18 protein-coding genes and 1 tRNA gene are annotated in these 22362 nt (G+C 57.5%); 10 read left to right on the top strand and 9 right to left on the bottom strand.

Annotated elements, in window-relative coordinates:
* The first annotated feature begins 140 nt into the window (after nt 1-140).
* The gene (locus GS636_RS02295) at nt 141-1553 is read left to right on the top strand and encodes a divergent polysaccharide deacetylase family protein (RefSeq protein ID WP_171183359.1); all 1413 of its coding nucleotides are present in this window, start codon (nt 141-143) and stop codon (nt 1551-1553) included.
* A 59-nt stretch (nt 1554-1612) separates the two neighbouring features.
* Here GS636_RS02295 and trpE read toward each other — a convergent pair whose 3' ends face one another.
* The 5 genes from trpE to fabI form a co-directional block, all read right to left on the bottom strand.
* Nucleotides 1613-3124: an anthranilate synthase component I gene (gene trpE, locus GS636_RS02290; RefSeq protein WP_171668295.1), complete on the bottom strand. Its 1512-nt coding sequence runs from the start codon at nt 3122-3124 to the stop codon at nt 1613-1615.
* An 11-nt stretch (nt 3125-3135) separates the two neighbouring features.
* The gene (locus GS636_RS02285; RefSeq protein WP_171668294.1) at nt 3136-4977 is read right to left on the bottom strand and encodes a peptidylprolyl isomerase; all 1842 of its coding nucleotides are present in this window, start codon (nt 4975-4977) and stop codon (nt 3136-3138) included.
* An 80-nt stretch (nt 4978-5057) separates the two neighbouring features.
* Nucleotides 5058-6233 (bottom strand): aminotransferase, encoded by a 1176-nt coding sequence (locus GS636_RS02280; protein ID WP_171668293.1) that lies wholly within the window; start codon nt 6231-6233, stop codon nt 5058-5060.
* A gap of 65 nt (nt 6234-6298) precedes the next feature.
* Nucleotides 6299-6808 carry a xanthine phosphoribosyltransferase gene (gene gpt, locus GS636_RS02275; RefSeq protein WP_171668292.1) on the bottom strand — a complete coding sequence of 170 codons (510 nt, stop codon included), beginning with the start codon at nt 6806-6808 and terminating at the stop codon, nt 6299-6301.
* A 4-nt stretch (nt 6809-6812) separates the two neighbouring features.
* Nucleotides 6813-7619: an enoyl-ACP reductase FabI gene (gene fabI / locus GS636_RS02270; RefSeq protein WP_171183351.1), complete on the bottom strand. Its 807-nt coding sequence runs from the start codon at nt 7617-7619 to the stop codon at nt 6813-6815.
* A 135-nt stretch (nt 7620-7754) separates the two neighbouring features.
* On the opposite strand from fabI, the gene pdxH reads away from it, so the two are divergent.
* The 4 genes from pdxH to GS636_RS02250 all read left to right on the top strand — a co-directional run bounded on the left by pdxH (nt 7755) and on the right by GS636_RS02250 (nt 9604).
* Entirely contained in the window at nt 7755-8360 is a 606-nt protein-coding gene (gene pdxH, locus GS636_RS02265; protein WP_171668291.1) for a pyridoxamine 5'-phosphate oxidase, read from the top strand.
* A gap of 142 nt (nt 8361-8502) precedes the next feature.
* Complete coding sequence (locus tag GS636_RS02260; protein ID WP_174825370.1) at nt 8503-9009, top strand: cold-shock protein; 507 nt, start codon at nt 8503-8505, stop codon at nt 9007-9009.
* A gap of 7 nt (nt 9010-9016) precedes the next feature.
* Nucleotides 9017-9484, top strand: coding sequence for a DUF192 domain-containing protein (locus GS636_RS02255; RefSeq protein ID WP_171090225.1), 468 nt, complete (start codon nt 9017-9019; stop codon nt 9482-9484).
* A gap of 43 nt (nt 9485-9527) precedes the next feature.
* Nucleotides 9528-9604: transfer RNA gene (locus GS636_RS02250), tRNA-Pro, on the top strand.
* Nucleotides 9605-9615: 11 nt separating this feature from the next.
* Here GS636_RS02250 and GS636_RS02245 read toward each other — a convergent pair.
* The gene (locus tag GS636_RS02245; protein WP_171668290.1) at nt 9616-10050 is read right to left on the bottom strand and encodes a hypothetical protein; all 435 of its coding nucleotides are present in this window, start codon (nt 10048-10050) and stop codon (nt 9616-9618) included.
* Nucleotides 10051-10592: 542 nt separating this feature from the next.
* On the opposite strand from GS636_RS02245, the gene GS636_RS02240 reads away from it, so the two are divergent.
* Nucleotides 10593-14213, top strand: coding sequence for a vitamin B12-dependent ribonucleotide reductase (locus GS636_RS02240; protein WP_171668289.1), 3621 nt, complete (start codon nt 10593-10595; stop codon nt 14211-14213).
* A gap of 539 nt (nt 14214-14752) precedes the next feature.
* Nucleotides 14753-14998 (top strand): hypothetical protein, encoded by a 246-nt coding sequence (locus GS636_RS02235; protein WP_171090220.1) that lies wholly within the window; start codon nt 14753-14755, stop codon nt 14996-14998.
* A 43-nt stretch (nt 14999-15041) separates the two neighbouring features.
* On the opposite strand, the gene GS636_RS02230 is transcribed toward GS636_RS02235, so the two are convergent.
* Entirely contained in the window at nt 15042-16586 is a 1545-nt protein-coding gene (locus GS636_RS02230) for a trimethylamine methyltransferase family protein (RefSeq protein WP_171668288.1), read from the bottom strand.
* 400 nt (nt 16587-16986) lie between these two features.
* Between GS636_RS02230 and GS636_RS02225 the strand changes: the two genes are divergently transcribed.
* Nucleotides 16987-17517: an outer membrane protein gene (locus GS636_RS02225; protein ID WP_253284711.1), complete on the top strand. Its 531-nt coding sequence runs from the start codon at nt 16987-16989 to the stop codon at nt 17515-17517.
* Nucleotides 17518-17520: 3 nt separating this feature from the next.
* Here GS636_RS02225 and GS636_RS02220 read toward each other — a convergent pair whose 3' ends face one another.
* Nucleotides 17521-18708 carry a pyridoxal phosphate-dependent aminotransferase gene (locus GS636_RS02220; RefSeq protein WP_171668287.1) on the bottom strand — a complete coding sequence of 396 codons (1188 nt, stop codon included), beginning with the start codon at nt 18706-18708 and terminating at the stop codon, nt 17521-17523.
* Between the two features lie 57 nt (nt 18709-18765).
* Nucleotides 18766-19110, bottom strand: a complete 345-nt coding sequence (locus GS636_RS02215; RefSeq protein ID WP_171183643.1) for an MmcQ/YjbR family DNA-binding protein — start codon at nt 19108-19110, stop codon at nt 18766-18768.
* A 218-nt stretch (nt 19111-19328) separates the two neighbouring features.
* Between GS636_RS02215 and cysS the strand changes: the two genes are divergently transcribed.
* The gene (cysS, locus tag GS636_RS02210) at nt 19329-20726 is read left to right on the top strand and encodes a cysteine--tRNA ligase (RefSeq protein WP_171668286.1); all 1398 of its coding nucleotides are present in this window, start codon (nt 19329-19331) and stop codon (nt 20724-20726) included.
* Entirely contained in the window at nt 20726-22360 is a 1635-nt protein-coding gene (gene cimA / locus GS636_RS02205; protein WP_171668285.1) for a citramalate synthase, read from the top strand. Before cysS ends, cimA begins: the two co-directional genes overlap by 1 nt.
* The last annotated feature ends 2 nt before the right edge of the window (nt 22361-22362 follow it).

Below are 22362 nucleotides of genomic sequence, written 5' to 3'. Positions count from 1 at the left end.
TAATGTCCGCACATACATGCTCAGGCTTGAGCGGCAGCGTCAAGAGGACATACCGTTTCTGACGCGTCCAATTGGCCGAGCGCCACATCAGATGGCGCAGAGCTGGACGAGGCAGAGAAAAGAGGCGAAAGGCAGGAAATATGGGCGGATTTTTCGGGGGAATGGTCGCCGGGGCGATCGTTGTTTTGATCTTGGGTGTGTTCGTGTCGCTCAAGACACCGATGGTCAATACGCCGGTTGTTGTCACCGAAGCACCGGCTCCGGTAATTTCTGAAACACCTGAAGCACCGACTGAGGTGACCGAGGCCGTATCCGATGCCGATGTGGTGGAATTGGCTCCGCATGGGCTGGAAGCCGCCGATGACTCAACCGAAGATCTGGCTGATTTGTCCGGGCTTGAATCATCCTCGGACACGCAACCGGAGGTGGGCGCAGCAGCTGAGGCGGTGGACCAACCCGAGGCCGCTGTTGCGACCGAAGTTTCAGTTGTGACCGAAGCTCCTGCAGCGCCGCCAGAACCCAGCCTGGCGCCTTCGGCTCCGCAGGACGAGGCGGGGCCAGCCGTGATCGACGATACGCCGACCCCTCCTGTAGAACCCGAGACGACCGAGGTTGCTCTTCTTCAGCCGGAAGAAGATCCGTTGCCGCAAACTGAGGACACAGACGAGGAAAACCCGTTTGAAAGCAGCCCAATCGCCGTGGAAGGGGATGAGGACGTTCTGCCGCGCAAGCTGCCGCGTATCGCTGCGCTGCCGCAGATTGGCGGTGACCAGGAAGCAAGCGCAAGTTCAACGATCGGTAAACGTATCATTCCACTAACCGAACGCGATGATGAACCTGTGGCCGATGAAGCCTCGGCGGAAGAGCCAAAACCGGCGGGCAAGCCGATCGAACGCTATGCGGCCAAATTCGAAAACCCTGAAGCCAAACCGCTGATGTCCATCATCCTGATCGATGACGAGGGCGCATTTGGGGCTGAGGCGCTTCAGGATTTTCCCTATCCGATCAGTTTTGCCGTGAACCCGTCTGATCCAGATGCTGCAGAAAAGATGGCGCGGCACCGCGCGGCCGGGTTCGAAGTCATGGCTCTGGCTGATTTGCCCGAAGCTGCAACTGCGCAAGACGCTGAGGTTTCGCTGTCCGTCTGGCTTGACACTCTGCCCGAAACCGTTGGCATTCTGGAAGGGGTGGACAGCGGCATTCATGGCAATCGGAAACTGGCCGATCAGGTTGCTGAAATTGCTGCCGGAACAGGTCGTGGCCTGATCACGCAGGACAATGGGTTGAACACTGTGCAGAAGCTGGCAGCCCGCAATGGCACGCCGTCGGGTGTTGTGTTCCGCGACATCGACGGTGCACGTCAGGACCCTAAAGTCATGCGGCGTTTCCTGGATCAGGCTGCGTTCCGCGCCGGGCAGGAAGGTGCTGTGGTCATGCTGGGTCGGGTACGCCCGGAAACGATTTCAGCCCTGCTGCTTTGGGGCTTGGAAGACCGGGGTAGCCGCGTTGCCATGGCTCCGATTTCGGCGGTCATGATGAGACAGGTTCAGTAATCTGCGAAAACTAGTGTTAAAAAAGGGCGGCGATCTTATGATCTGCCGCCCTTTTTCGTTTAGCTGTTTCCGCTTCCGGTGAAACGTGCAGCATCTGCCGCAGCGCGCCGGATTGCATTGGATTTATGAACGGTTTCCATGAACTCGGCCTCGGGGTCGCTGTCGTAAACAACACCGCCACCGGCTTGAATATACAGCTTTTGATCTTTCACGATGGCAGTGCGCAGCGCGATACACATATCCATGTCGCCCCCCGCGCTGAAATAGCCTACGCCGCCGCCATAGACGCCGCGTTTTTCCGGCTCCAACTCGTCGATGATCTCCATCGCGCGCACTTTGGGCGCGCCCGAGACGGTGCCCGCAGGCATTCCGGCAAAAAACGCATCCAGCGCGTCTTTGTCTTCGGCCAGTTCACCCACCACGTTAGATACAATATGCATGACGTGGCTGTAGCGTTCGATGATGAACTCTTCGGTCGGGCGCACGGTGCCGATTTTGGAAACGCGCCCTGTATCGTTGCGGCCCAGGTCCAGCAGCATCAGGTGCTCGGCCAGCTCTTTCTTGTCGGCCAGCAGATCCAGTTCGTTTGCCTTGTCTTCTTCCGGTGTCGCGCCTCGGGGGCGGGTGCCAGCAATGGGGCGAATGGTGACTTCACTGCCGAACACGCGCACCAGAATTTCAGGGCTTGCACCCACGACCTGAAAGCCGCCGAAGTTGAAATAGAACATGAAAGGCGACGGGTTGGTGCGCCGCAACGACCGATAGAGCGCAAAGGGCGGCAGCGGAAACTCCTGCGTCCAGCGCTGCGCTGGGACAACCTGGAAAATATCACCTGCGCGGATGTATTCCTTGGCCTTTTCAACCGCCTCCATATAGCCGGACTTGGTAAAGTTCGACACAGGGGGTGCGATTTCACGTGCATCACCCAAATCGCGGGTTTCCGCAGGCATGGCACGCTCCAGATCGCGAACTGCATCCATAACGCGCTCAGCAGCTTGTGCATAGGCAGCCTTGGCGGATTGACCGTCACTGGCCCAAGCCGGTGATACAACGGTCACTTCACCTTTTACGCCATCCAGCACAGCGATGACCGAAGGACGCAACATGATCGCATCGGGCAGGTCCAGAGGGTCCGGATTCACGTCCGGGAGGTATTCCACCAGCCGCACCATGTCATAGCCCAAATACCCGAACAGCCCCGCTGCAGCCTGAGGCAGGTCATCCGGCAGGTCGATGCGACTTTCGGCCAGCAAAGCGCGGAGGTTGTCCATCGGGTTGCCGTCTTGCGTCGAGAACGCCTCGGAATCGAACCGGGCAGAGCGGTTGAGTTCGGATGCTTCACCGCGACACCGCCAGATCAGGTCGGGCTTCATACCAATGATCGAGTAACGACCACGAACTTCGCCGCCCGTCACGGATTCCAGAATGAACGCATCTTTCTGTGCGCCCGTCAGCTTGAGCATCAGCGACACAGGGGTGTCCAGATCAGCGGCAAGCCGTGTGTAAACCACCTGATTTTCGCCCGCTTCATAAGGCCGCGCGAAGGTGTCGAATTCGGGTGTCAGGGCCATATCGGTCTCGTTTAAAAGCTCGATTGCACGGCATTCAGCGCCTGTTGGTCTACGACCGGACGCGCGCGTGTCTGTGCATCGCGCACATAGGCGTTGAAAATATTCTGTGACAAGGCCTGATTCATCTGCGCGGACAGGGCTTGACGCAGTTGGCGCAGTTCGTCTGTGTCTGCGGGCGGAAGAACCTCATCCAAGCGCACCAGCAGTGCTGCGCCGTTTCCACCGATGACACGCAGTTCGCCGGGTTCCATCTGGAACACCTCGTTCATGAAATCTGCTGGAACGTCATCCAGAAACGCCGTGCGTGTCAGGGCATTTTCAACGCGGAAGGGCAGGCCGGTGGTCGTAAAGTCACCATCTGTTGCCAATTGCGTCAGAACTGCATTCGCCCGATCTTCCAGCGCTTTGTTGGTTTCGGCCTGAAGCCATGCGGCGGCCACTCGATCACGTGCGCTGTCCAGCGGCTCGGGGCGGCGCGGCAGCACCTCATTCAGGCGCAGGGCAAAGATCGACCCATCTTCGAGGAATGCGATTTCGGGGAAGTCACCTTCCTGCACCGCTTCGGCTGCGACGCGGAACCCGTCATAGGCGGCGATTTCGTCCGAACTCTCGCGGGTCCAGTCGATCTGACCCAGCTCCATTTCGGTCTCATCCGCCAGTTCTTCCAGTGTGGCACCGCCAGCCAGCATGTCATTGATATCTTCGGACTGCGCCTCGATCAGGCGGCGGGCGCGTTCGGCTGCAAGCTCTTCGCGCAAGGCCGGTTCAGCTTCTTCGAAAGGCACATTGTTGGCTGCCAGAGAGCCGTTAATCCGGAACAAGGCTGGGCCAAAGACCGAAGGCAGGGGGCCAACAACAGTATCGAGATCTGCTGCAAATACTGCATCCGCTGCCTCGCCCAGATCCTCGCGGGTCACGTCGCCGAGATCGATGTCGTTGAGCTCAAGATCGCGTTCACGAACCAGTTGCTCAAATGTAGTACCGCCAACCTCAAGCTGGGCCTTTGCTTCGCTTGCGGCTTGCTCATCCGGGAAGTTCAGGCGCTCAACCAAGCGCCGTTCCGGCTGGTTGTACTCCTCTGAGCGGTCTTCATAGAGTTTCTGCAGGGCGTCTTGATCCACCTCGACGGTGTCGATCAGCATCGCAGGCGACAGGATCGCGTATGTCAGTTGCTTGGTCCGGGGCAGGGTGAACAGGTCGCCGTTCTCATCATAGTAAGTCTGAATCTGCGCGTCGTTTGGTTCAGCAATTGGGTTTTCCAATGCCTCGGTCCCGACCGTGGCCACAGTAAAGCTGCGTCGCGCGCCAATATAGTCGGTCATCGTCTCTGTCAGAGTCGCTGGCATCTCGACCCCGCCCATGATCGCGCCTTGCACAATTGTGCGTGCAGATTCCTTGCGCAGATCCGTTTCAAACTCAGAGTCGGTCATGCCGATCTGTTCAAGTTGAAAGCGATAGGCTTCCCGGTCGAAACTGCCGTCGACGCCCTGAAACGCTGGGATCGCTACAATCTCTTGCTGCAGGTTTTCGTCGCCGATGGAAATTCCAAGTTGCCCAACTTCGTTGTCCAGAGCCGCCAGCGCGGTCAGGCGGGCAAGCGCGTTCTGATCCAATCCCAGATCACGCGCCTGCGACATTTGCATCGGTTGGCCGGTCTGCGCTTCCACGGCGCGGATTTCTCGCTGCAGTTCCCGCACATACTCATCGACCGAGATGCTTTCATCACCCACTTGTGCAACGGTTCGAACCGTTCCGCTGAGATTGGTGGCACCGAAGCCTGCGAGGCCCAGCATCAGCAGGCCCATCAGAATCCAGACAAAGGTTTTCGAAAGACTTTTAGCGCCTGCGGCCATGGTGCCCTCTTGTTATTGCGGCAGCGTTCTGCCCTGTCGGTTGCGGCCCTGAATACGACGCACACAGCCGAGGGGCAAGCTTAGAAGGACAGGCCCTGCAACCGGTCGAACAATTGGCCCAATCCCGCACGGTCCAGATTGGCGAATGCTACACGGACTTGCCGTTTTCCGGCGGGGTCGTTAGCGGGCATGAACATGGTGCCAGGCAACAGCAGCACGCCTGCTTCTGCCACCAGACGGCGGGCCAGTTCATCCGAAGCCATATCGAATGGATGGTCAAGATAGGCGAAATAGGCGCCAAGCCCCAAAAGACGCCAGCCCTTGGCTTCCAGGGCAGGCATACCGTCCTTGATTGCGGCTCTGCGGTCCAGAATCTCGTCCCGCTCACCTGCCAGCCATTGTGACAGGTTCTGCATCCCCCAAAGGGCTGCGAACTGACCGATCTGACCGGGGCAAATGGCAACGGTGTCGAGGAATTTCTCGACTTCCGCCAAAAGCACGCGGCTTGTCGCTATGGCCCCGACCCGGTGGCCTGTCAGGCGGTAAGCTTTGGAAAATGAATAGAGATGGACCAAGGTCTCATCCCAGTTAGGCTGCTGGAACAGATCGTGTGGTGGAGCGCTGCGGCTATCGAAATCGCGATATGTCTCATCGACGATGAGGCGAATTCCGGTGTTACGCGCCAGGTCATAGAAGGCCCGGACCAGATCAGTCGGGTATTCAACACCACCGGGGTTGTTGGGCGTGACCAGGGCAATGGCGCGCGTTTTTTTGGTGATCAGTGCGCGCGCACGATCCGGATCAGGCAGAAGGTCATCTCCTGTTGGCAGGTCAACGGCCTTCACCCCAGCCATGTCCAACCACATTTTATGATTGAAATACCATGGCGTTGGCAGAATCACTTCATCCGCCTCGTCAGTGATTGCCGAGATCACAGCCGAAAAGGCCTGATTGCAGCCCGAAGTGATTGCGGTCTGAGCCGGATCAACCTGTGCTGCGTAATGCGCGCTGATCTGTGCTGCCAGTTCAGTGCGCAGGTCGTCGTTCCCCAATACCGGCCCATATAAATGCGCGCTGTCTTCCTGCACGGCAAAATCGGCCATGGCCTGACGCAGAGCAAGTGGAGGCGGGTCGACCGGCGCGGCCTGGCTGACATTGATCAACAGGCGGTCAGCTGGGAAGGTGACACCTTCAACCCAACGGCGCGCCTCCATCACCGGAGGAGGGAAAGTGGCGCTGGTGCGGGTCTGGGTCATGGCGTACCGGTCTATATGCGAGGCTCTGCCTCGCGCTCCGAGGTATTTTTAAACAGAAGAAGGGATCAGTCGGTACCGCGATATGGCTCGACATATTGAAGTGCCATGTCCCAGGGAAAGAAGATCCACGTATCCTGGCTGACCTCGGTGATGAAGGTGTCCACCATCGGACGGCCCTTGGGTTTGGCATAGACTGTGGCAAAATGTGCGTTGGGGTACATTTTGCGGACCAACTCCAGCGTTTTACCGCTGTCTACCAAGTCATCGATGATCAGTACGCCGGTGCCATCGCCCATCAGATCAGCGTCGGGGGCTTTCAGAACTTCGGCTTCGCCTTGTTCCTGATGGTGGTACGACCGCACGCTGATCGTGTCGACCGTGCGGATGTCCAGCTCTCGGCTCACAATCATCGCAGGGGCCATGCCACCGCGCGTAATGGCTACAACGGCGCGCCAGGCACCATCGTCTGGGCCTTGTCCATCAAGACGCCAGGCCAACGCGCGCGAATCGCGATGGATCTGGTCCCAGCTGATGTGAAATCCTTTTTCGTGGGGCAGGCGGTCTTTGGCGCTCATGATCCTAGCCCTTTTCCACGTCAGGTGCATCGACGGCCTTCATGCCGACAATGTGATAACCCGAATCCACGTGCAGATTTTCTCCGGTCACGCCGCTGGACAGATCAGACAGCAGGTAGAGTGCTGACTTGCCCACATCGTCGATGGTCACGTTGCGGCGCAGGGGCGAGTTATATTCGTTCCACTTCATGATATAGCGGAAATCGCCGATGCCGCTGGCGGCCAGGGTCTTGATCGGACCGGCGGAGATCGAGTTGACGCGGATGCCGTCCTTGCCCAGATCCTCAGCCAGATATTTGACCGATGCCTCAAGTGCGGCTTTGGCGACGCCCATTACATTATAATGGGGCATGACCTGTTCGGCGCCATAATAGGTCAGGGTGATCGCACTGCCGCCTTCGCCCATCATTTTTTCGGCGCGTTGCATCACGGCGGTGAAGGAATAAACCGACACGTCCATCGTCAGCTTGAAATTCGCCCGGCTGGTATCGACATAGCGACCGCGCAGTTCGTTCTTGTCGGAAAAGCCGATGGCATGAACGATAAAGTCTAGTTTGCCCCATTTCTCTTCCAGCGCAGTGAACAGCGCATCAACGGATACCTCATCGCTCACGTCACATGGCAGGACGATTTCGCTACCCAATTGCGCTGCAAGCGGGTCGACGCGCTTTTTCAAAGCGTCGCCCTGGTAGGAAAAAGCAAGCTCGGCCCCGGCTTCGGACAAGGCGCGGGCGATTCCCCATGCGATTGATTTGTCATTGGCCAGTCCCATGATGAGGCCGCGTTTGCCGGCCATCAACTGATTTGACATGTGTGGTTCTCCGCCTGTCTTCGCGATGTGTTGAGTTGGTTTATGCCATTGGTAGCGTTGCATCAAGGCCGTGCGCTCTTGCCCGCAGCGGGTTCTCGCCTTAGGTTCGTCGTTAACACTTTCCAGGGGATGGAAATGACCGAGCGTGATGGCATCTTTGCTGGCTCCGATCCGTTTGAAATAGCGGGTCGGTGGTTGAGTGAGGCTGAAAAGACAGAATTAAATGACCCGAATGCGATTGCGCTGGCGACCGTCGACCCAGATGGAATGCCAAATGCGCGTATGGTGCTGCTGAAGGAGATCGAAGCAGATTCGTTTGTGTTCTATACGAACTACGAAAGCGCAAAAGCGGCCGAACTGGATGCAGCCGAAAAAGCTGCATTTGTCATGCATTGGAAATCTTTGCGGCGACAATTGCGTGTTCGTGGTACAATCACCCGCGAAAATGGGCCTCAGGCGGATGAATATTACGCATCGAGGTCGCTGAAGAGCCGTTTGGGGGCCTGGGCGTCGAAGCAATCTCAACCCCTATCAAGCCGTACAGCCTTGATGGCTGAGGTGGCCAAGGTGACTGCTAAGCTGGGTCCGAATCCCCCCCGCCCACCGTTTTGGGGCGGGTATAGATTGACGCCAACTGAAATTGAATTCTGGGCCGACGGGGCATTCCGTCTACATGATCGGTTCAGATGGAAACGCGCAGAGCCGGGATTGGCATGGCATGTGGAAAGGTTGAATCCATGACGTTCACGTGTCGTGAAATGCAACAGGCAGAAAATAAACAATTTTTTCGGCTTGAATTTACCTGTCATTCCCATAAACAACAAACCCTTAACGAACGGCTAAAACTCGCGATGGGAATACCGTGCCAGAAGATATGAACAACATGTATCGCGTTCGTGGACACGTGAAATGGTTCGACCCTGCCAAGGGGTACGGATTTGTTGTGTCCGACGATGGCGGCCCGGATATCCTGTTGCACGTGAACGTCTTGCGTAACTTTGGCCAGAGCTCGGTCGCAGATGGCGCAGGGATCGAGATTATGACGCACCGCACGGATCGGGGCGTTCAGGCCGTCGAAGTGGTGGCGATTGATCCACCGGCGCGGACCGACTCGATGATGCTGGCCGATTTTGCCGAGTTGGATCCCGTGACGATCGCCGAGGCACCATTGGAAGCCGCGCGCGTAAAGTGGTTCGACAAGGGTAAAGGCTTTGGTTTTGCCAACGTCTTTGGCCGTGGCGAAGACGTTTTTCTTCATATCGAAGTGCTGCGCCGTTCCGGTCTTGCTGATCTGCAACCGGGCGAAGCGCTGGCAATGCGTGTGATCGATGGCAAACGGGGCCGGATGGCGGCTCAGGTGTTGGCCTGGGAAGCCGCACTGGACGGCTGACGTTTTCATGAAACGGTTTCTGACGCTTCTGCCCCTGTTCCTAGTGCTTTGGACGGGTGGGGCGTTTGCAGCGTGCAGCGCTGATCGTGTTACCTTGCGAAATGACAACGCAACGGTGCGTTTTGACGTCGAACTTGCCGTCACACCTCAGGAACGCTCCCAAGGGTTGATGTTTCGCGAAACGCTCCCGAATCGATCCGGAATGCTGTTTGTGTTTGACCCGCCTCAACGTGTCGCGTTCTGGATGAAGAACACTTTGATTCCCCTGGACATGATTTTTCTGGATCGCACCGGCTTGGTAACGCACGTGCATGAGGGGGCGATTCCTGGCGATCTGACCCCAATCGAAGGCGGAGATTCCGTTTTTGCAGTGCTGGAAATCAACGCCGGATTGTCGGCGCGCTATTCCATTACGCCCGGCACACAGATGCAGCACGAAATTTTTTCGTCAGGTCCTGCAATTTGGCCCTGTTAGGGCTTTTCAAATCAGATTGGCATCGTTAGGAAGGCGCACGGTCCGGGGCGTGGCGCAGTCTGGTAGCGCACCTGTTTTGGGTACAGGGGGTCGTAGGTTCGAATCCTGCCGCCCCGACCACTTCCACTCAATCATGAGGGCGATCCGCCCATTGCTTGGAACAGCCGGCTGATCGACTGATCCAGCTCGGCGCTGTCCAATGGCACTTCGACCACAGAACCGGTTCTCTGCGGGACTTTGAAGAACACGTTTGCATCTATGCGGTAACCGTCAGCGTTCTTGCTTGATGTCAGGCGCATAACGCTTTGTGGCAGGTCCTGAGGATTGCCGCCGTAATTCAGAATCAAATAGGCGGATGCCTCTGCGGGCAGAAACTCGCGGCATTCAAATGTTTGGCCGCTGGTTCTTTCAAAAGATTCCCCCGGGCCGGAACAACTGGTCTCAAAAATATCAAACAGTCTTTGCGGATACGTTTCGAACTGGGCGCTGCGTGACGCATCGGGCACATCTTGTGGTGCGCAGGCCACGATACAGGCCAAGAACGGGATAAAGGTGAACAGCTTCATACCTTTGGACCTTTTCACAATTGAACGAACGGGCCGCGATCAAATTCGAACGCCTCAGAACAGAACCAGATGATTCCCGATCAGCCTAGACGTTGTCGCATTGGTTGATCAAATGCAGATAACTATGCTGGTAAAAACGGGAATTCGATTTGAGACTTTGTGGTTTCGGCGAAAATTTGCCGTGGATGATCCTGTGGAGGAATCGCGCACCGTTGGGTCACACTCCTGAAACGTCGTCAGGTCAACAAAAAAGATTTCAAAAAAGGCGGAAAAAGGGCGTTGACCTTATATGTGTTCATACGCCAAATTGTATGAGCCGAAGAGATTGCCACAATATCTGGTGTTGAAGCCGGAAGAGGCAGCAGGCGAGGGTCGGAAAGCACATCTAATTTAAGTGCGCCGTTTTTGCGGTTTTTCCGCTGTCTTTGACAGCGAAGGACGCCCTTGTCCGTAAAACTCTGGGCGTTGTGGGCGGCACCCTGCAACACAACATTTGGTGCCGGGAACTGAAAATTGGGCGGAATTTAACCAGGGCTGCGGACATGAAGATTGACAGAAAATTCACCAAACCAGATCAGGATGCCTACTCGGACCTTGATTTCGTGTCTGCAACGTCTGAAATCCGTAACCCGGATGGAACGATTGTGTTCCGCCTGGATAACATTGAAGTACCCGCAAGCTGGTCGCAGGTGGCAAGCGACGTGATCGCTCAGAAATACTTCCGCAAGGCAGGTGTTCCCAGCAAGCTGAAGAAGGTCAAAGAAAAAGACGTTCCAGAATTCCTGTGGCGTTCGGTCCCTGCCGAAGGCGCTGAATTTGACGGAGAAACCTCGTCCAAGCAGGTGTTCGATCGTCTGGCGGGCGCATGGGCCTATTGGGGCTGGAAGGGCGGATACTTCTCGGATGAAGAAGACGCGCGTGCCTATTTTGATGAGATGCGCTATATGCTGGCGACCCAGCGCGCCGCACCGAACAGCCCTCAGTGGTTCAACACAGGTCTGCATTGGGCCTATGGAATCGACGGACCGGCGCAGGGGCACCACTATGTCGATTACAAAACCGGCAAGCTGACCAAATCGAAATCCGCGTACGAGCATCCGCAGCCACACGCGTGTTTCATCCAGTCCGTTGATGATGATCTGGTGAACGAAGGCGGCATCATGGATCTGTGGGTGCGCGAGGCGCGCCTGTTTAAATACGGCTCGGGTACCGGGACCAACTTCAGCCATCTGCGCGCAGAGGGCGAGGCGCTGTCGGGCGGCGGCAAATCTTCGGGCCTAATGGGCTTTCTCAAGATCGGCGACCGCGCGGCTGGCGCGATCAAATCAGGCGGGACAACCCGTCGAGCAGCAAAGATGGTGATCGTCGATGCGGATCACCCGGACATCGAGCAATTCATCGAATGGAAGGTGATCGAAGAGCAGAAAGTGGCCTCGATCGTTGCCGGATCGAAGATGCACGAAAAGATGCTGAACGGCATTTTCGAGGCCATTCGTTCGTGGGACGGCTCTGCAGATGATGCTTATGATCCAAACGCGAACGACGCGTTGAAAAAGGCAGTGCGGGAAGCGAAAAAAGTAGCGATCCCAGAGACTTACATCAAACGCGTTCTGGATTATGCCAAGCAGGGCCATGACAGCATCGAATTCCCGACCTACGATACGGACTGGGATTCGGAAGCCTACAGCTCGGTTTCAGGCCAGAACTCGAATAACTCGATCCGCGTCACCAATGCGTTCCTGACCGCTGTCGAAAAGGACGCCGATTGGGAACTGATCAACCGCACCGACGGCAAGGTCGCCCGCACCGTCAAGGCGCGCGACCTGTGGGAAAAGGTCGGTCACGCCGCATGGGCATGCGCCGATCCGGGCATCCAGTTTCACGACACAGTAAACGAATGGCACACATGCCCTGAGGACGGCGAGATTCGTGGCTCGAACCCGTGCTCGGAGTACATGTTCCTTGATGACACGGCCTGTAACCTGGCGTCGATGAACTTGCTGACCTTCCTCAAGGATGGTGAGTTCCAGGCGGCGGACTATATGCACGCCTCGCGCCTATGGACCCTGACGCTGGAAATCTCGGTAACAATGGCGCAGTTCCCGTCGAAAGAGATTGCGCAACTGTCCTATGACTTCCGCACCTTGGGTCTGGGCTATGCCAATATCGGCGGTCTGCTGATGAACATGGGCTACAGCTACGACTCGGACGAGGGCCGGGCCATCTGTGGCGCACTGACTGCGATCATGACTGGTGTGGCCTATGCAACTTCGGCTGAGATCGCCGGAGAACTGGGCGCCTTCAAAGGTTACGAGCGCAACGCTGATCACATGTTGCGCGTCATTCGCAACCACCGCCGTGCGTCGCAAGGCGTGACCGACGGGTATGAGAAACTGGCGGTCAAGCCGGTGCCTCTGGACCACGGCAACTGCCCGGACAAGCGTCTGATCGATCTGGCCATGTCCGCTTGGGACGAGGCGTTGAGCCTGGGTGAGAAAAACGGCTATCGCAACGCGCAGGCTACTGTGATTGCACCAACCGGCACCATCGGTCTGGTGATGGACTGTGACACCACCGGGATCGAGCCGGACTTTGCTCTGGTCAAGTTCAAGAAGCTTGCTGGTGGCGGGTACTTCAAGATTATCAACCGCTCGGTTCCGTCGGCGCTGGAGAAGCTGGGCTATTCCTCGTCTCAGATCGAAGAAATCGTCAGCTACGCGGTTGGTCACGGTACCATCGGCAACGCGCCGGGGATTAACCACACCTCGCTGACCGGTCACGGCTTTGGCCCCAATGAACTGGCCAAAGTGGATGCTGCACTGGAAAGCGCCTTTGACATCCGCTTTGTCTTTAACCAATGGACACTGGGCGAGGATTTCTGCACCGGCGTTCTGGGCATCCCGGCGACCAAGCTGAATGACCCGACTTTTGATCTGCTGCGCCATCTGGGCTTTACCCGCGCGGATATCGACGCAGCGAACGACCACGTCTGCGGGACGATGACACTGGAGGGCGCGCCGCATCTGAAGGAAGAGCACTATTCGATCTTCGACTGCGCCAACCCCTGCGGCAAGAAAGGCAAGCGTTTCCTTGGGGTTGATAGTCACATCACGATGATGGCGGCGGCGCAAAGCTTCATCTCGGGCGCGATCTCGAAGACGATCAACATGCCGAATGATGCGACCATCGAGGACTGCCAGAAGGCATACGAGCTCAGCTGGTCTCTGGGTGTGAAAGCCAACGCACTCTATCGTGACGGCTCGAAACTGTCGCAGCCTCTCGCCGCGGCGCTGGTCGAGGATGACGACGAGGCGGCTGAAGTGCTGGAAAGCGGTTCGACGCAGGAAAAAGCTGTCGTTCTGGCCGAGAAAGTGATCGAGAAGGTCGTGGTCAAGGAAATGATCCGCAGCCACCGCGAGAAACTGCCGCATCGCCGCAAGGGCTATACCCAAAAGGCGATCGTGGGCGGCCATAAGGTTTACTTGCGCACCGGTGAGTTCGAAGACGGCAAGTTGGGTGAGATCTTCATCGATATGCACAAGGAAGGTGCTGGCTTCCGTGCGATGATGAATAACTTCGCCATCGCCGTGTCGGTCGGTCTGCAATACGGCGTGCCGCTGGAAGAGTTTGTCGATGCCTTCACCTTCACCAAGTTCGAACCGGCAGGGATGGTGCAGGGCAACGACTCGATCAAGAACGCAACATCGATCCTGGATTACATCTTCCGCGAATTGGCCGTGTCCTACCTGGACCGCACCGATCTGGCGCATGTGAAACCCGAAGGCGCGACCTTTGACGATCTGGGTCGAGGCGAAGAAGAAGGTGTTTCCAACATCTCTGAGATCAGTGAAAGTGCTGCGTCCAAGTCATTGGAAGTGCTGAAACAAATCAGCTCGACCGGTTATTTGCGCAAGCGTCTGCCTCAGGATCTGGCTGTGTTCAATGCAGGTCAGGCTGAGCTGAACGGGATGGCTGAAACAGCGGCTGCATTCGAAGCAGCTGCGGCTGAAACTGCAGTGGCAACCGGCATGGACGCCCGCACCAAAGCAAAGATGCAAGGCTATGAGGGTGATCCGTGCGGTGAATGCGGAAACTACACGCTGGTGCGCAACGGTACCTGCATGAAATGCAACACCTGCGGCGCGACAAGCGGGTGTAGCTAAGGCTTAACGCCCCGGCACCCCGGGGCGTAGGGGTCGGACGCTGCCCTTGGTTACCGACCCCGACGAATACGGAGAAAGGCACTGAGACTTACCAAGTTTGCCTTTTTCCACTCGGCCGACATGCCCGTGTTGGCCGGGAACAGGGTGGGGCGGAATATTTGCTCCCTCCCACTCTTTCACGGGGCGGGTGCGCTCGCCCCATGCGCAGTCCAGGCCGCAGGCAAAAAAACACCGGGCGGTCAACGACATGAGCCTGGAAGGCGAAACTGACAGGGGGCTTCGGCCCCCTTTCTTTTTGTACCGGGCTGCTTGCGTAAGCGTGGTTCTGCCGGATTACCTAGGATCCGTCGGGCAAGACCTGCCGAAACGGGTCAGGCGAAATTTTGCCCGGCGGCGCGTTGCGCGCCCGACTCGGCTAAACACGCAAGGATTGGCGCGAATCCCCAGCTTTCGCGTAATACGGGTGACGCGCTGAGGTGTTGCGGTGTTTCTGGGGCCTGTCCGGACGAAAGATAATCAACCTATCAGGAGGCACCAAAATGAAACCGCAGTATTTGATTGGGATTTCCATCGCTGCTTTGACCTTGCCGGGACTCGTTTCGGCGCAATCGACGGCAGATGCCAATGGTGATGGCGTTCTGACGATTGAAGAAGTGCAGGTGGTAGCACCAAGCGTGGATGCCGACACCTTCTCGGCCATGGATGCAAATGGCGACGGCGCGTTGGACGCAGATGAAGTGGCCGTTGCCCAAGAGGCTGGTTTGCTTCCGCCAAGTGACGGATAAACGTAAGGGCGGCCCGATCATCATCGGGCCGCCTTTTTTCCTGTTATCCGGGCAGGTGAATTTTGAACTTTTCGCGCAATTCCATGTCCAGCATCGGATCGAATCTGGCCTCGGATGGCGCGGATAGAATTTCTTCTTTTCGGGCTATGGCTTTGTCGATCAGATCCGGTTTGCCCAGTTCAACCCATTCTTTTGGCGAAGACCGGTCGCCGAAAACCGGGTAGACATAGTCAGCTTGCATCCGGCTGAGCGTAGCTTCCGTTCCAAGATAGTGACCGGGACCGCCTATGCAGACCTCGGCCATCTGGTCTAGCGCGAGGGTATCATCTGTCACCTCGATCCCGCGTACACAGCGTTGGGCCTGACCGATCAGATCATCACTGAGGATCAGGCTTTCGAAACAGAAACCCAGCAACGAGGCGTGCATGCCCGCCGCTTCGTACACCATGTTCAGACCGGACAGACCCGCCATCACGTTTGAACACATCTGTTCCCAACCGGCCTGCATGTCGGGAAGTTTCGAATCCGATGCCCCTGCGGCCGCACCGCCGGGCAGGTCGTAGAACCGGTGCATCTGTGCGCATCCAGCCGTCAGAAGGGCCTGTTCTCCAGACCCGATGGACATCGCGCCTGTCCGTAGGTCCAGACCAAAGGGCCAAGTGCCAAAAACGGCTGGTGCTCCGGGACTTACGGCGTTTACGTAAACCAAACCAGCAAGGCATTCGGCGGTTGCCTGAGTGATAGCTCCGGCTATTGTCGAGGGCGCGGTGGCACCGGCCATCCCAGCCGAGAGCAGCAGAACAGGCATTCCGGCCTTGATGCATTCCTCCATCACTTCGCAGCTTTCCGTTGCGAATTTCATTGGCGGAACCACAAAGCAGTTCGAATTCGATACAAAAGGCCGCTCGCGGTACTTATCCTCACCACCCGCGATCATATAGATCATCTCCATCGCGGGCGCGACGTGGCTGGGTTCCGTGAACGAGGTTCCGATGTGTTTGAAAGTGCCGGAACAGCTGGCGTAGATCGTGTTCAGGTCCATTTCCAGATTGTCCGCGATGTCGCGGCAGACCATAGGGCGCTGAACAAAGTGAATGTTATCAAGTTGTTGACAGATTCGCGCGGCATCGTGCAGGTCCTGCACAGTTGAATCGCGGTATTCCCGTCCGTGTACGTCGACCATAGACACGGCAGCGCCCGCAGTGCCGTAATGAACCTTGGTTCCCATCAGCTCGAGATCGGTTTTCCCGTCGCGACTGTAGAGTGTGACCGAGCGGTTTGCTTTGGCGATTGTATCTTCGACCAGCGCACGCGGAAACCGGATGCGTCCGTCGTCGCCAAGGGTGCAGCCGGCGCCCACAAGGTAGTCGATGCCGCTTTGCGGGGCATCCGCCAGCCCAATGGTTTCAAGCGCGGTCAGGGCGGCCTCATGAATGCGTTCAATCTGTGCCTGCGTCAGAACATTCAGAACGCCGCCTTCCATTCCAGAGCGTATAGGGCGCAAATGGTCAGGCAGGGCTGAGGCTCGGGCGGCACGGCGTGCAGCGCGGCCACCGCTGCGTGAAGTGTTGCGGGATTGGTCGTTCATTTCAAAATCCGGTCGTTGTGTGATGCGTTGGGGTGAGGGTAATCCCCCTTACGGTCGCCCCCGCGCGGCACGGCCACGATCCGCACCGATGGTGCGGCTAATCAGGCTGATCTTCCAATCGTGATCTGTCATGTGGCCTCTCAACAACTTCTCAATGCTTTCCAAAATGCTGCGACACAATCTGTCCTGTTTACGACCTTTGTTGGAATTTGCTGACGATTGTGCCGGTAATCTGCCGAGTGGAAGAGTGTTGGTTAGATTTTCTCCCGTTTTGGAAGAATTCTGTTATACTGCATTCACTTACTTTTGAGCGTTACGCTCCTGAAATTGAATTCTGAAGGAGTGGATCACAGATTAGAATTCGTTTGCGTCTTTGGATCGAAACAAGAGCGACATAGCTTTGAACCCGTGTGCAAAACCTCTTTCTGTCCTGTTTGCTGCGACCTTCATCGCAAGCGCAAGCCCGGTATCGGCCGAGGATTGGACAGGTGGGTATGTCGGCCTTAGCTTTGGATATGCAGATGCGGACGGACCGGGGGGTGCCAGCGGTGACGATACCGTTTTTGGGGCGCATATCGGGTATGATCAGGACTTTGGCAACTTTGTGCTGGGGGGCGAGTTTGAATACAACCGCCTCTCTCTGGATTTAGGGTCAACCCAGGGTAGCCTGGACAGCATGACTCGTCTGAAGCTGCGCGGTGGATACGATTTCGGCAGCGCTCTTGGGTATGTGGTTGTCGGCGCGGCGCGCGCCGAAACCTCGGTCGATAACGACACCGCAGCCGTTTACGGCATTGGCGTTGCCTATCCGATCGGCGAGAATTTTGTTATCAGCGGCGAGGCGCTGCGTCAGGATTTCGACGATGTCACCCGGTCCAATGGCCGTCTGGATTCCAACGTTTTCAACCTGCGCACCACGTTCCGCTTTTGAACTCTATTCAGCTGCGTGGCGCTTTGCGAGCTGTTCGGCAAATGAACATAGCGTTCTCAGGGCACTCGCAAAACGATCATCATCAACCGTCATGGCCACCCGAATGTGCCCAGCGGCGGCCGCCCCAAAGCTTTCGCCCGGCATGACGGCAATGGCGTGCGAATCGAGCAGAGCGTTGGCAAACCCTTCCCCTGACAATCCGGTCTTGCGCACGTCCAGCATCAGGTACATCGCACCTTGCGCCGGCACCAGGCCAACGGTGTCCTGCGTCTGAAGTATCTTCATCGCCATCGACCGCCGTCGGCGGAACGGGGCGGCGATCTTCTCCTCCAACTCGGACCCTGCGGTCAGCGCAAAACTCGACGCGTCCTGAATGAAGCCCGGCACGCCGTAGGTCGTGTGGGTGGCCAGGTTGATCAGATGGGTGATGACTTCTTCTGGACCGACGATCCAGCCACAACGCGACCCCGTCATGGCATGAGATTTGGACATGGACCCTACAACCAGCGTCCGTTCCTTCATGCCGGGTAACGCGCGCGGCGACAGGTGTTCGCCTTCCCAGACTTGCGTGTCATAGACCTCATCTGAAATCAGCCAAAGTCCACGCCGTTGGCAAACTTCTGCGACTGCTTCAAGTGACTGACGGGAATAGACAACTCCGGTCGGATTGTTGGGTGTATTGATCAAAAGCGAAACGGCACCGTCAGCGGCAGAATCAATCCTTTCGGCGCTGGGTTGAAAGGCATCTTCTGCCGCGGTCTGAACCGCGCGGGCAACCGCTCCGACCCCGCGAATCGTGCCCGGGTACGTGGCGTAGTAGGGATCGAGGAACAGGCCTACATCGCCCGGATCACAGACAGCCATATGGGCTGCAAACAAGGCTGATTGCCCACCGGGGGTGATCAGAACATTGTTGCGCGTTGTGGGTACACCCGTATGCGTTTGCACACGTGCAGCGACCGTATCGCGTAAAAGATCCGTGCCGGGCACCATGGCATAGCCGGTGTGCCCTTCACGGGCAGAAAGATCCATCGCATGTAGGATCGATGGATCGGTCCGAATGTCATGTTCGCCAATCGTCAACTCGGTGACGGCCTGACCTTCGCTCAGCATCCTTCGGGCGCGATAAAACACGTCCCAGCCGTCGCTGCCACCGCCGGTGATCTGCGTGATGCGTTTTGACAGGTTCATTGGACCGCTCCCGGATTGCCTTTCGCTGAATGGGGCAGAGCGGCACGCCTTTGTCAATCAGCTTCGCGGCGGCAAGGTCGCCTGCAGCTTTTTTGTTAGCGATGCGCGGACAAGGTCGTAAGAAACGGTCAGTCGATGCCGCAGTTCCTCAGCCTCTGCATCGAACGGAAGGCGGACCCAACTGCGGTGGAAATATGGGGCTTTTACGCCGACACCAGCGTCGATGACCATCTGAGCCGTTTCCACGTCCGGTGTTTTCACGGACACCCCATCATTTGCGATGCCAATACAGGCGAACATCTTGCCACCGACTTTCCATGCATCATGGCCGCCGCCCCATGGGTCAGAAAGCTCGGCCCCCGGGAACTCTTGGCAAATGGAGTTGATGTAGTCGCGGTCCATATCGGGGACTGTGCCCGAGGGGGTGCGCAAACTCAATGCTTGGCTTGGACCTGATCCCGTGCTAACCGATGCACATGAACCCGGTGACCTGCATCATTATCTGCTGCATTACCTGCTGATTTATCAAGCGGGCCGGTTTCTTTCGTTTTCATCCCTGAGACAAGTTGCTAAGCCCGCGCCAACGCGCAAGCACATGCTGTTTCTGAGGAGCCCGACCGATGACGACGATCAAGCTGCACAACACGCGGACGCGGACGAAGGAAGACTTCGTGCCGATCGACCCTGAAAATGTGCGGATGTATGTCTGTGGTCCGACGGTCTATGACCGCGCGCATCTGGGTAACGCCCGCCCGGTGGTGGTGTTTGACGTGCTGTATCGTCTGCTGCGCCATGTTTATGGCACGGATCACGTGACCTATGTGCGCAATTTCACTGACGTGGACGACAAGATCAACGCCACCGCGCTGGCGCGTAAACAGGCGGGCGCGGAAGGCTCGTTAGAGCAACTGGTGCAGGAGCGTTCCGATGAGACCATCGGCTGGTATCTGCACGACATGGGTGCTTTGGGAACTCTTGAACCCAACGAGATGCCGCGTGCGACCCAATACATAGACCAGATGATTGTGATGATTGAGGGTCTGATCGCAAAGGGCCATGCCTATGCCGCCGAAGGCCATGCCCTGTTTGCTGTCGACAGTTGGAAAGAAGGCTATGGCAAGCTGTCGGGCCGTTCGGTCGATGACATGATCGCAGGCGCGCGGGTCGAGGTGGCGCCCTACAAGAAGAACCCGATGGATTTTGTGTTGTGGAAACCCTCGACCGACGAACTGCCGGGTTGGGACAGCCCGTGGGGGCGGGGGCGTCCGGGCTGGCATATCGAATGCTCGGCCATGAGCTATGAGTTGCTGGGCGAGAGCTTTGACATTCACGGCGGCGGCAACGACCTGATGTTCCCGCACCACGAAAACGAGATCGCCCAGAGCTGCTGCGCGCACCCGGAAGGTGAGTTCGCGCGATACTGGTTGCACAATGAGATGCTGCAGGTCGAAGGTAAGAAAATGTCCAAATCTCTGGGCAATTTCTTCACAGTGCACGATCTGTTGGAGCAAGGCGTGCCGGGTGAGGTGATCCGGCTTGTGTTCCTGCAGACCCATTACCGCAAGCCGATGGACTGGACCGAGAAAAAGGCGCGAGAAGCCGAAACGACGTTGCGCAAGTGGCGGGCGCTGACAGCGGGCGTCGAGCCCGCCGCCAGCGCGGCACCTGAGGTGATCGCAGCGCTGAGCGATGATCTGAACACAGCAGGTGCCATGACCGAGCTGTACCGTCTTGCCTCGGACGGTGACGCAGCGGGTCTGTTGGCGAGCGCGCAGTTGCTGGGGCTGTTGCTGCCAGAGATGGGCGCCTGGGCGGACACGGCATCTGTTGACCTGACTGCTCATGCGGACCGTTTGGCGAATGCACGGGCGTCAGCCATGCAGAACAAGGATTTCTCGGAAGTTGACCGCCTCAAGGCCGCATATGTTGCCGCAGGGCTTGAAGTACGCATGAGCAAGGAAGGTGTGGAACTGGTGCCCGGTGCGGGGTTCGATGCCTCCAAACTGGAGGAGGTTTGATGACCAAAGAACGCTTCTACCTTTACGACACCACCCTGCGCGATGGGCAACAAACGCAGGGCGTTCAGTTCTCGACCGCCGAAAAGGTGCAAATCGCGCAGGCGTTGGACGCTTTGGGTGTGGATTACATCGAAGGTGGCTGGCCCGGTGCTAACCCAACCGACAGCGCGTTTTTCGAGGCTGCGCCTAAGACCTCGGCCCGTTTGACGGCGTTTGGTATGACCAAGCGGGCAGGGCGCTCGGCTGAGAATGACGATGTGCTTGCGGCCGTGATGAATGCGGGTACGCAGGCCGTTTGTCTGGTGGGCAAATCGCACGATTATCACGTGACCCATGCGTTGGGGATCTCGCTTGAGGACAATGTCGAGAACGTCCGCGCCTCGGTTGCACATATAGTGGCACAGGGTCGCGAAGCGCTGTTCGATGCCGAGCATTTCTTTGATGGCTACAAGGACAATCCTGATTATGCGGTCGCGGTTTGTCGCGCCGCGCTGGACGCGGGCGCGCGGTGGGTGGTGCTGTGCGACACCAATGGTGGTGCTTTGCCGTCCGAAGTCGGACGGATTGTGTCAGAAGTGATCTCGGCAGGGCTGCCCGGTGATCGGTTGGGTATTCACACCCATAACGATACTGAGAACGCGGTGGCTTGTTCCCTTTCTGCGGTCGAAGCAGGCGCGCGGCAAATTCAGGGTACGCTGAACGGCTTGGGAGAGCGTTGTGGCAATGCCAACCTGACGGCTTTGATTCCGACGCTGCTGCTGAAGGAACCCTATGCTTCTCAGTTTGAGACCGGAGTTAGTCTGGATGCTCTGGCAGGGTTGACCCGCATCAGCCGGATGCTGGATGACGTTCTGAACCGGGTTCCCAGCAAACAGGCGGCCTATGTGGGGGCCTCGGCATTCGCGCACAAGGCGGGGCTACATGCCAGTGCGATCCTCAAGGATCCGTCGACCTACGAACATGTTGAGCCTGCAAGTGTGGGCAACTCACGCATCATTCCGATGTCGAACCAGGCCGGGCAGTCGAACCTGCGCAAACGTCTGACCGAAGCCGGGCTGAGTGTTGAGGCGGGTGATCCCGCGCTCGGTCGGATCCTTGAACGGATCAAAACGCGCGAGGCGGATGGGTATTCCTATGACACCGCACAAGCCAGTTTCGAACTTCTGGCGCGGGACGAACTGGGGCAACTTCCCGAGTTCTTTGAAGTCAAACGCTACAAGGTCACGGTTGAACGGCGGAAGAACAAGTACAACAAGATGGTCAGTCTGTCCGAAGCCGTTGTTGTTGTGAAAGTGGATGGCGAAAAGAAACTGTCCGTCAGCGAATCCATGGATGACTCTGGCAGCGACCGGGGCCCGGTGAACGCCCTGTCTAAAGCCTTGGCCAAGGATTTGGGGCGGTATTCGCAAGTGCTGTCAGATATGCGGCTGGTCGACTTCAAGGTGCGGATCACACAAGGCGGGACCGAAGCGGTTACGCGCGTCATCATCGACAGCGAAGACGGGCAGGGTCGGCGCTGGTCCACTGTGGGCGTCAGCGCGAACATAGTCGACGCATCGTTCGAAGCTTTGCTGGATGCGATCCAGTGGAAACTAGTGCGTGATTGCGACCCGCAGAAGGCAGCGGCTGAGTGAGC

This window comes from Ruegeria sp. HKCCD4884 (assembly GCF_013110855.1).
Classification (GTDB): Bacteria; Pseudomonadota; Alphaproteobacteria; order Rhodobacterales; family Rhodobacteraceae; genus Ruegeria.
This window is presented reverse-complemented; position numbering and strand designations above follow the sequence as displayed.

Bases quoted from the DNA above. Each gene is read 5' to 3' on its own strand.
- GS636_RS02295 (WP_171183359.1), top strand. From the start codon at position 141: ATGGGCGGATTTTTCGGGGGAATGGTCGCCGGGGCGATCGTTGTTTTG.
- trpE (WP_171668295.1), bottom strand. From the start codon at position 3,124: ATGGCCCTGACACCCGAATTCGACACCTTCGCGCGGCCTTATGAAGCG.
- GS636_RS02285 (WP_171668294.1), bottom strand. From the start codon at position 4,977: ATGGCCGCAGGCGCTAAAAGTCTTTCGAAAACCTTTGTCTGGATTCTG.
- GS636_RS02280 (WP_171668293.1), bottom strand. From the start codon at position 6,233: ATGACCCAGACCCGCACCAGCGCCACTTTCCCTCCTCCGGTGATGGAG.
- gpt (WP_171668292.1), bottom strand. From the start codon at position 6,808: ATGAGCGCCAAAGACCGCCTGCCCCACGAAAAAGGATTTCACATCAGC.
- fabI (WP_171183351.1), bottom strand. From the start codon at position 7,619: ATGTCAAATCAGTTGATGGCCGGCAAACGCGGCCTCATCATGGGACTG.
- pdxH (WP_171668291.1), top strand. From the start codon at position 7,755: ATGACCGAGCGTGATGGCATCTTTGCTGGCTCCGATCCGTTTGAAATA.
- GS636_RS02260 (WP_174825370.1), top strand. From the start codon at position 8,503: ATGTATCGCGTTCGTGGACACGTGAAATGGTTCGACCCTGCCAAGGGG.
- GS636_RS02255 (WP_171090225.1), top strand. From the start codon at position 9,017: ATGAAACGGTTTCTGACGCTTCTGCCCCTGTTCCTAGTGCTTTGGACG.
- GS636_RS02245 (WP_171668290.1), bottom strand. From the start codon at position 10,050: ATGAAGCTGTTCACCTTTATCCCGTTCTTGGCCTGTATCGTGGCCTGC.
- GS636_RS02240 (WP_171668289.1), top strand. From the start codon at position 10,593: ATGAAGATTGACAGAAAATTCACCAAACCAGATCAGGATGCCTACTCG.
- GS636_RS02235 (WP_171090220.1), top strand. From the start codon at position 14,753: ATGAAACCGCAGTATTTGATTGGGATTTCCATCGCTGCTTTGACCTTG.
- GS636_RS02230 (WP_171668288.1), bottom strand. From the start codon at position 16,586: ATGAACGACCAATCCCGCAACACTTCACGCAGCGGTGGCCGCGCTGCA.
- GS636_RS02220 (WP_171668287.1), bottom strand. From the start codon at position 18,708: ATGAACCTGTCAAAACGCATCACGCAGATCACCGGCGGTGGCAGCGAC.
- GS636_RS02215 (WP_171183643.1), bottom strand. From the start codon at position 19,110: ATGGACCGCGACTACATCAACTCCATTTGCCAAGAGTTCCCGGGGGCC.
- cysS (WP_171668286.1), top strand. From the start codon at position 19,329: ATGACGACGATCAAGCTGCACAACACGCGGACGCGGACGAAGGAAGAC.
- cimA (WP_171668285.1), top strand. From the start codon at position 20,726: ATGACCAAAGAACGCTTCTACCTTTACGACACCACCCTGCGCGATGGG.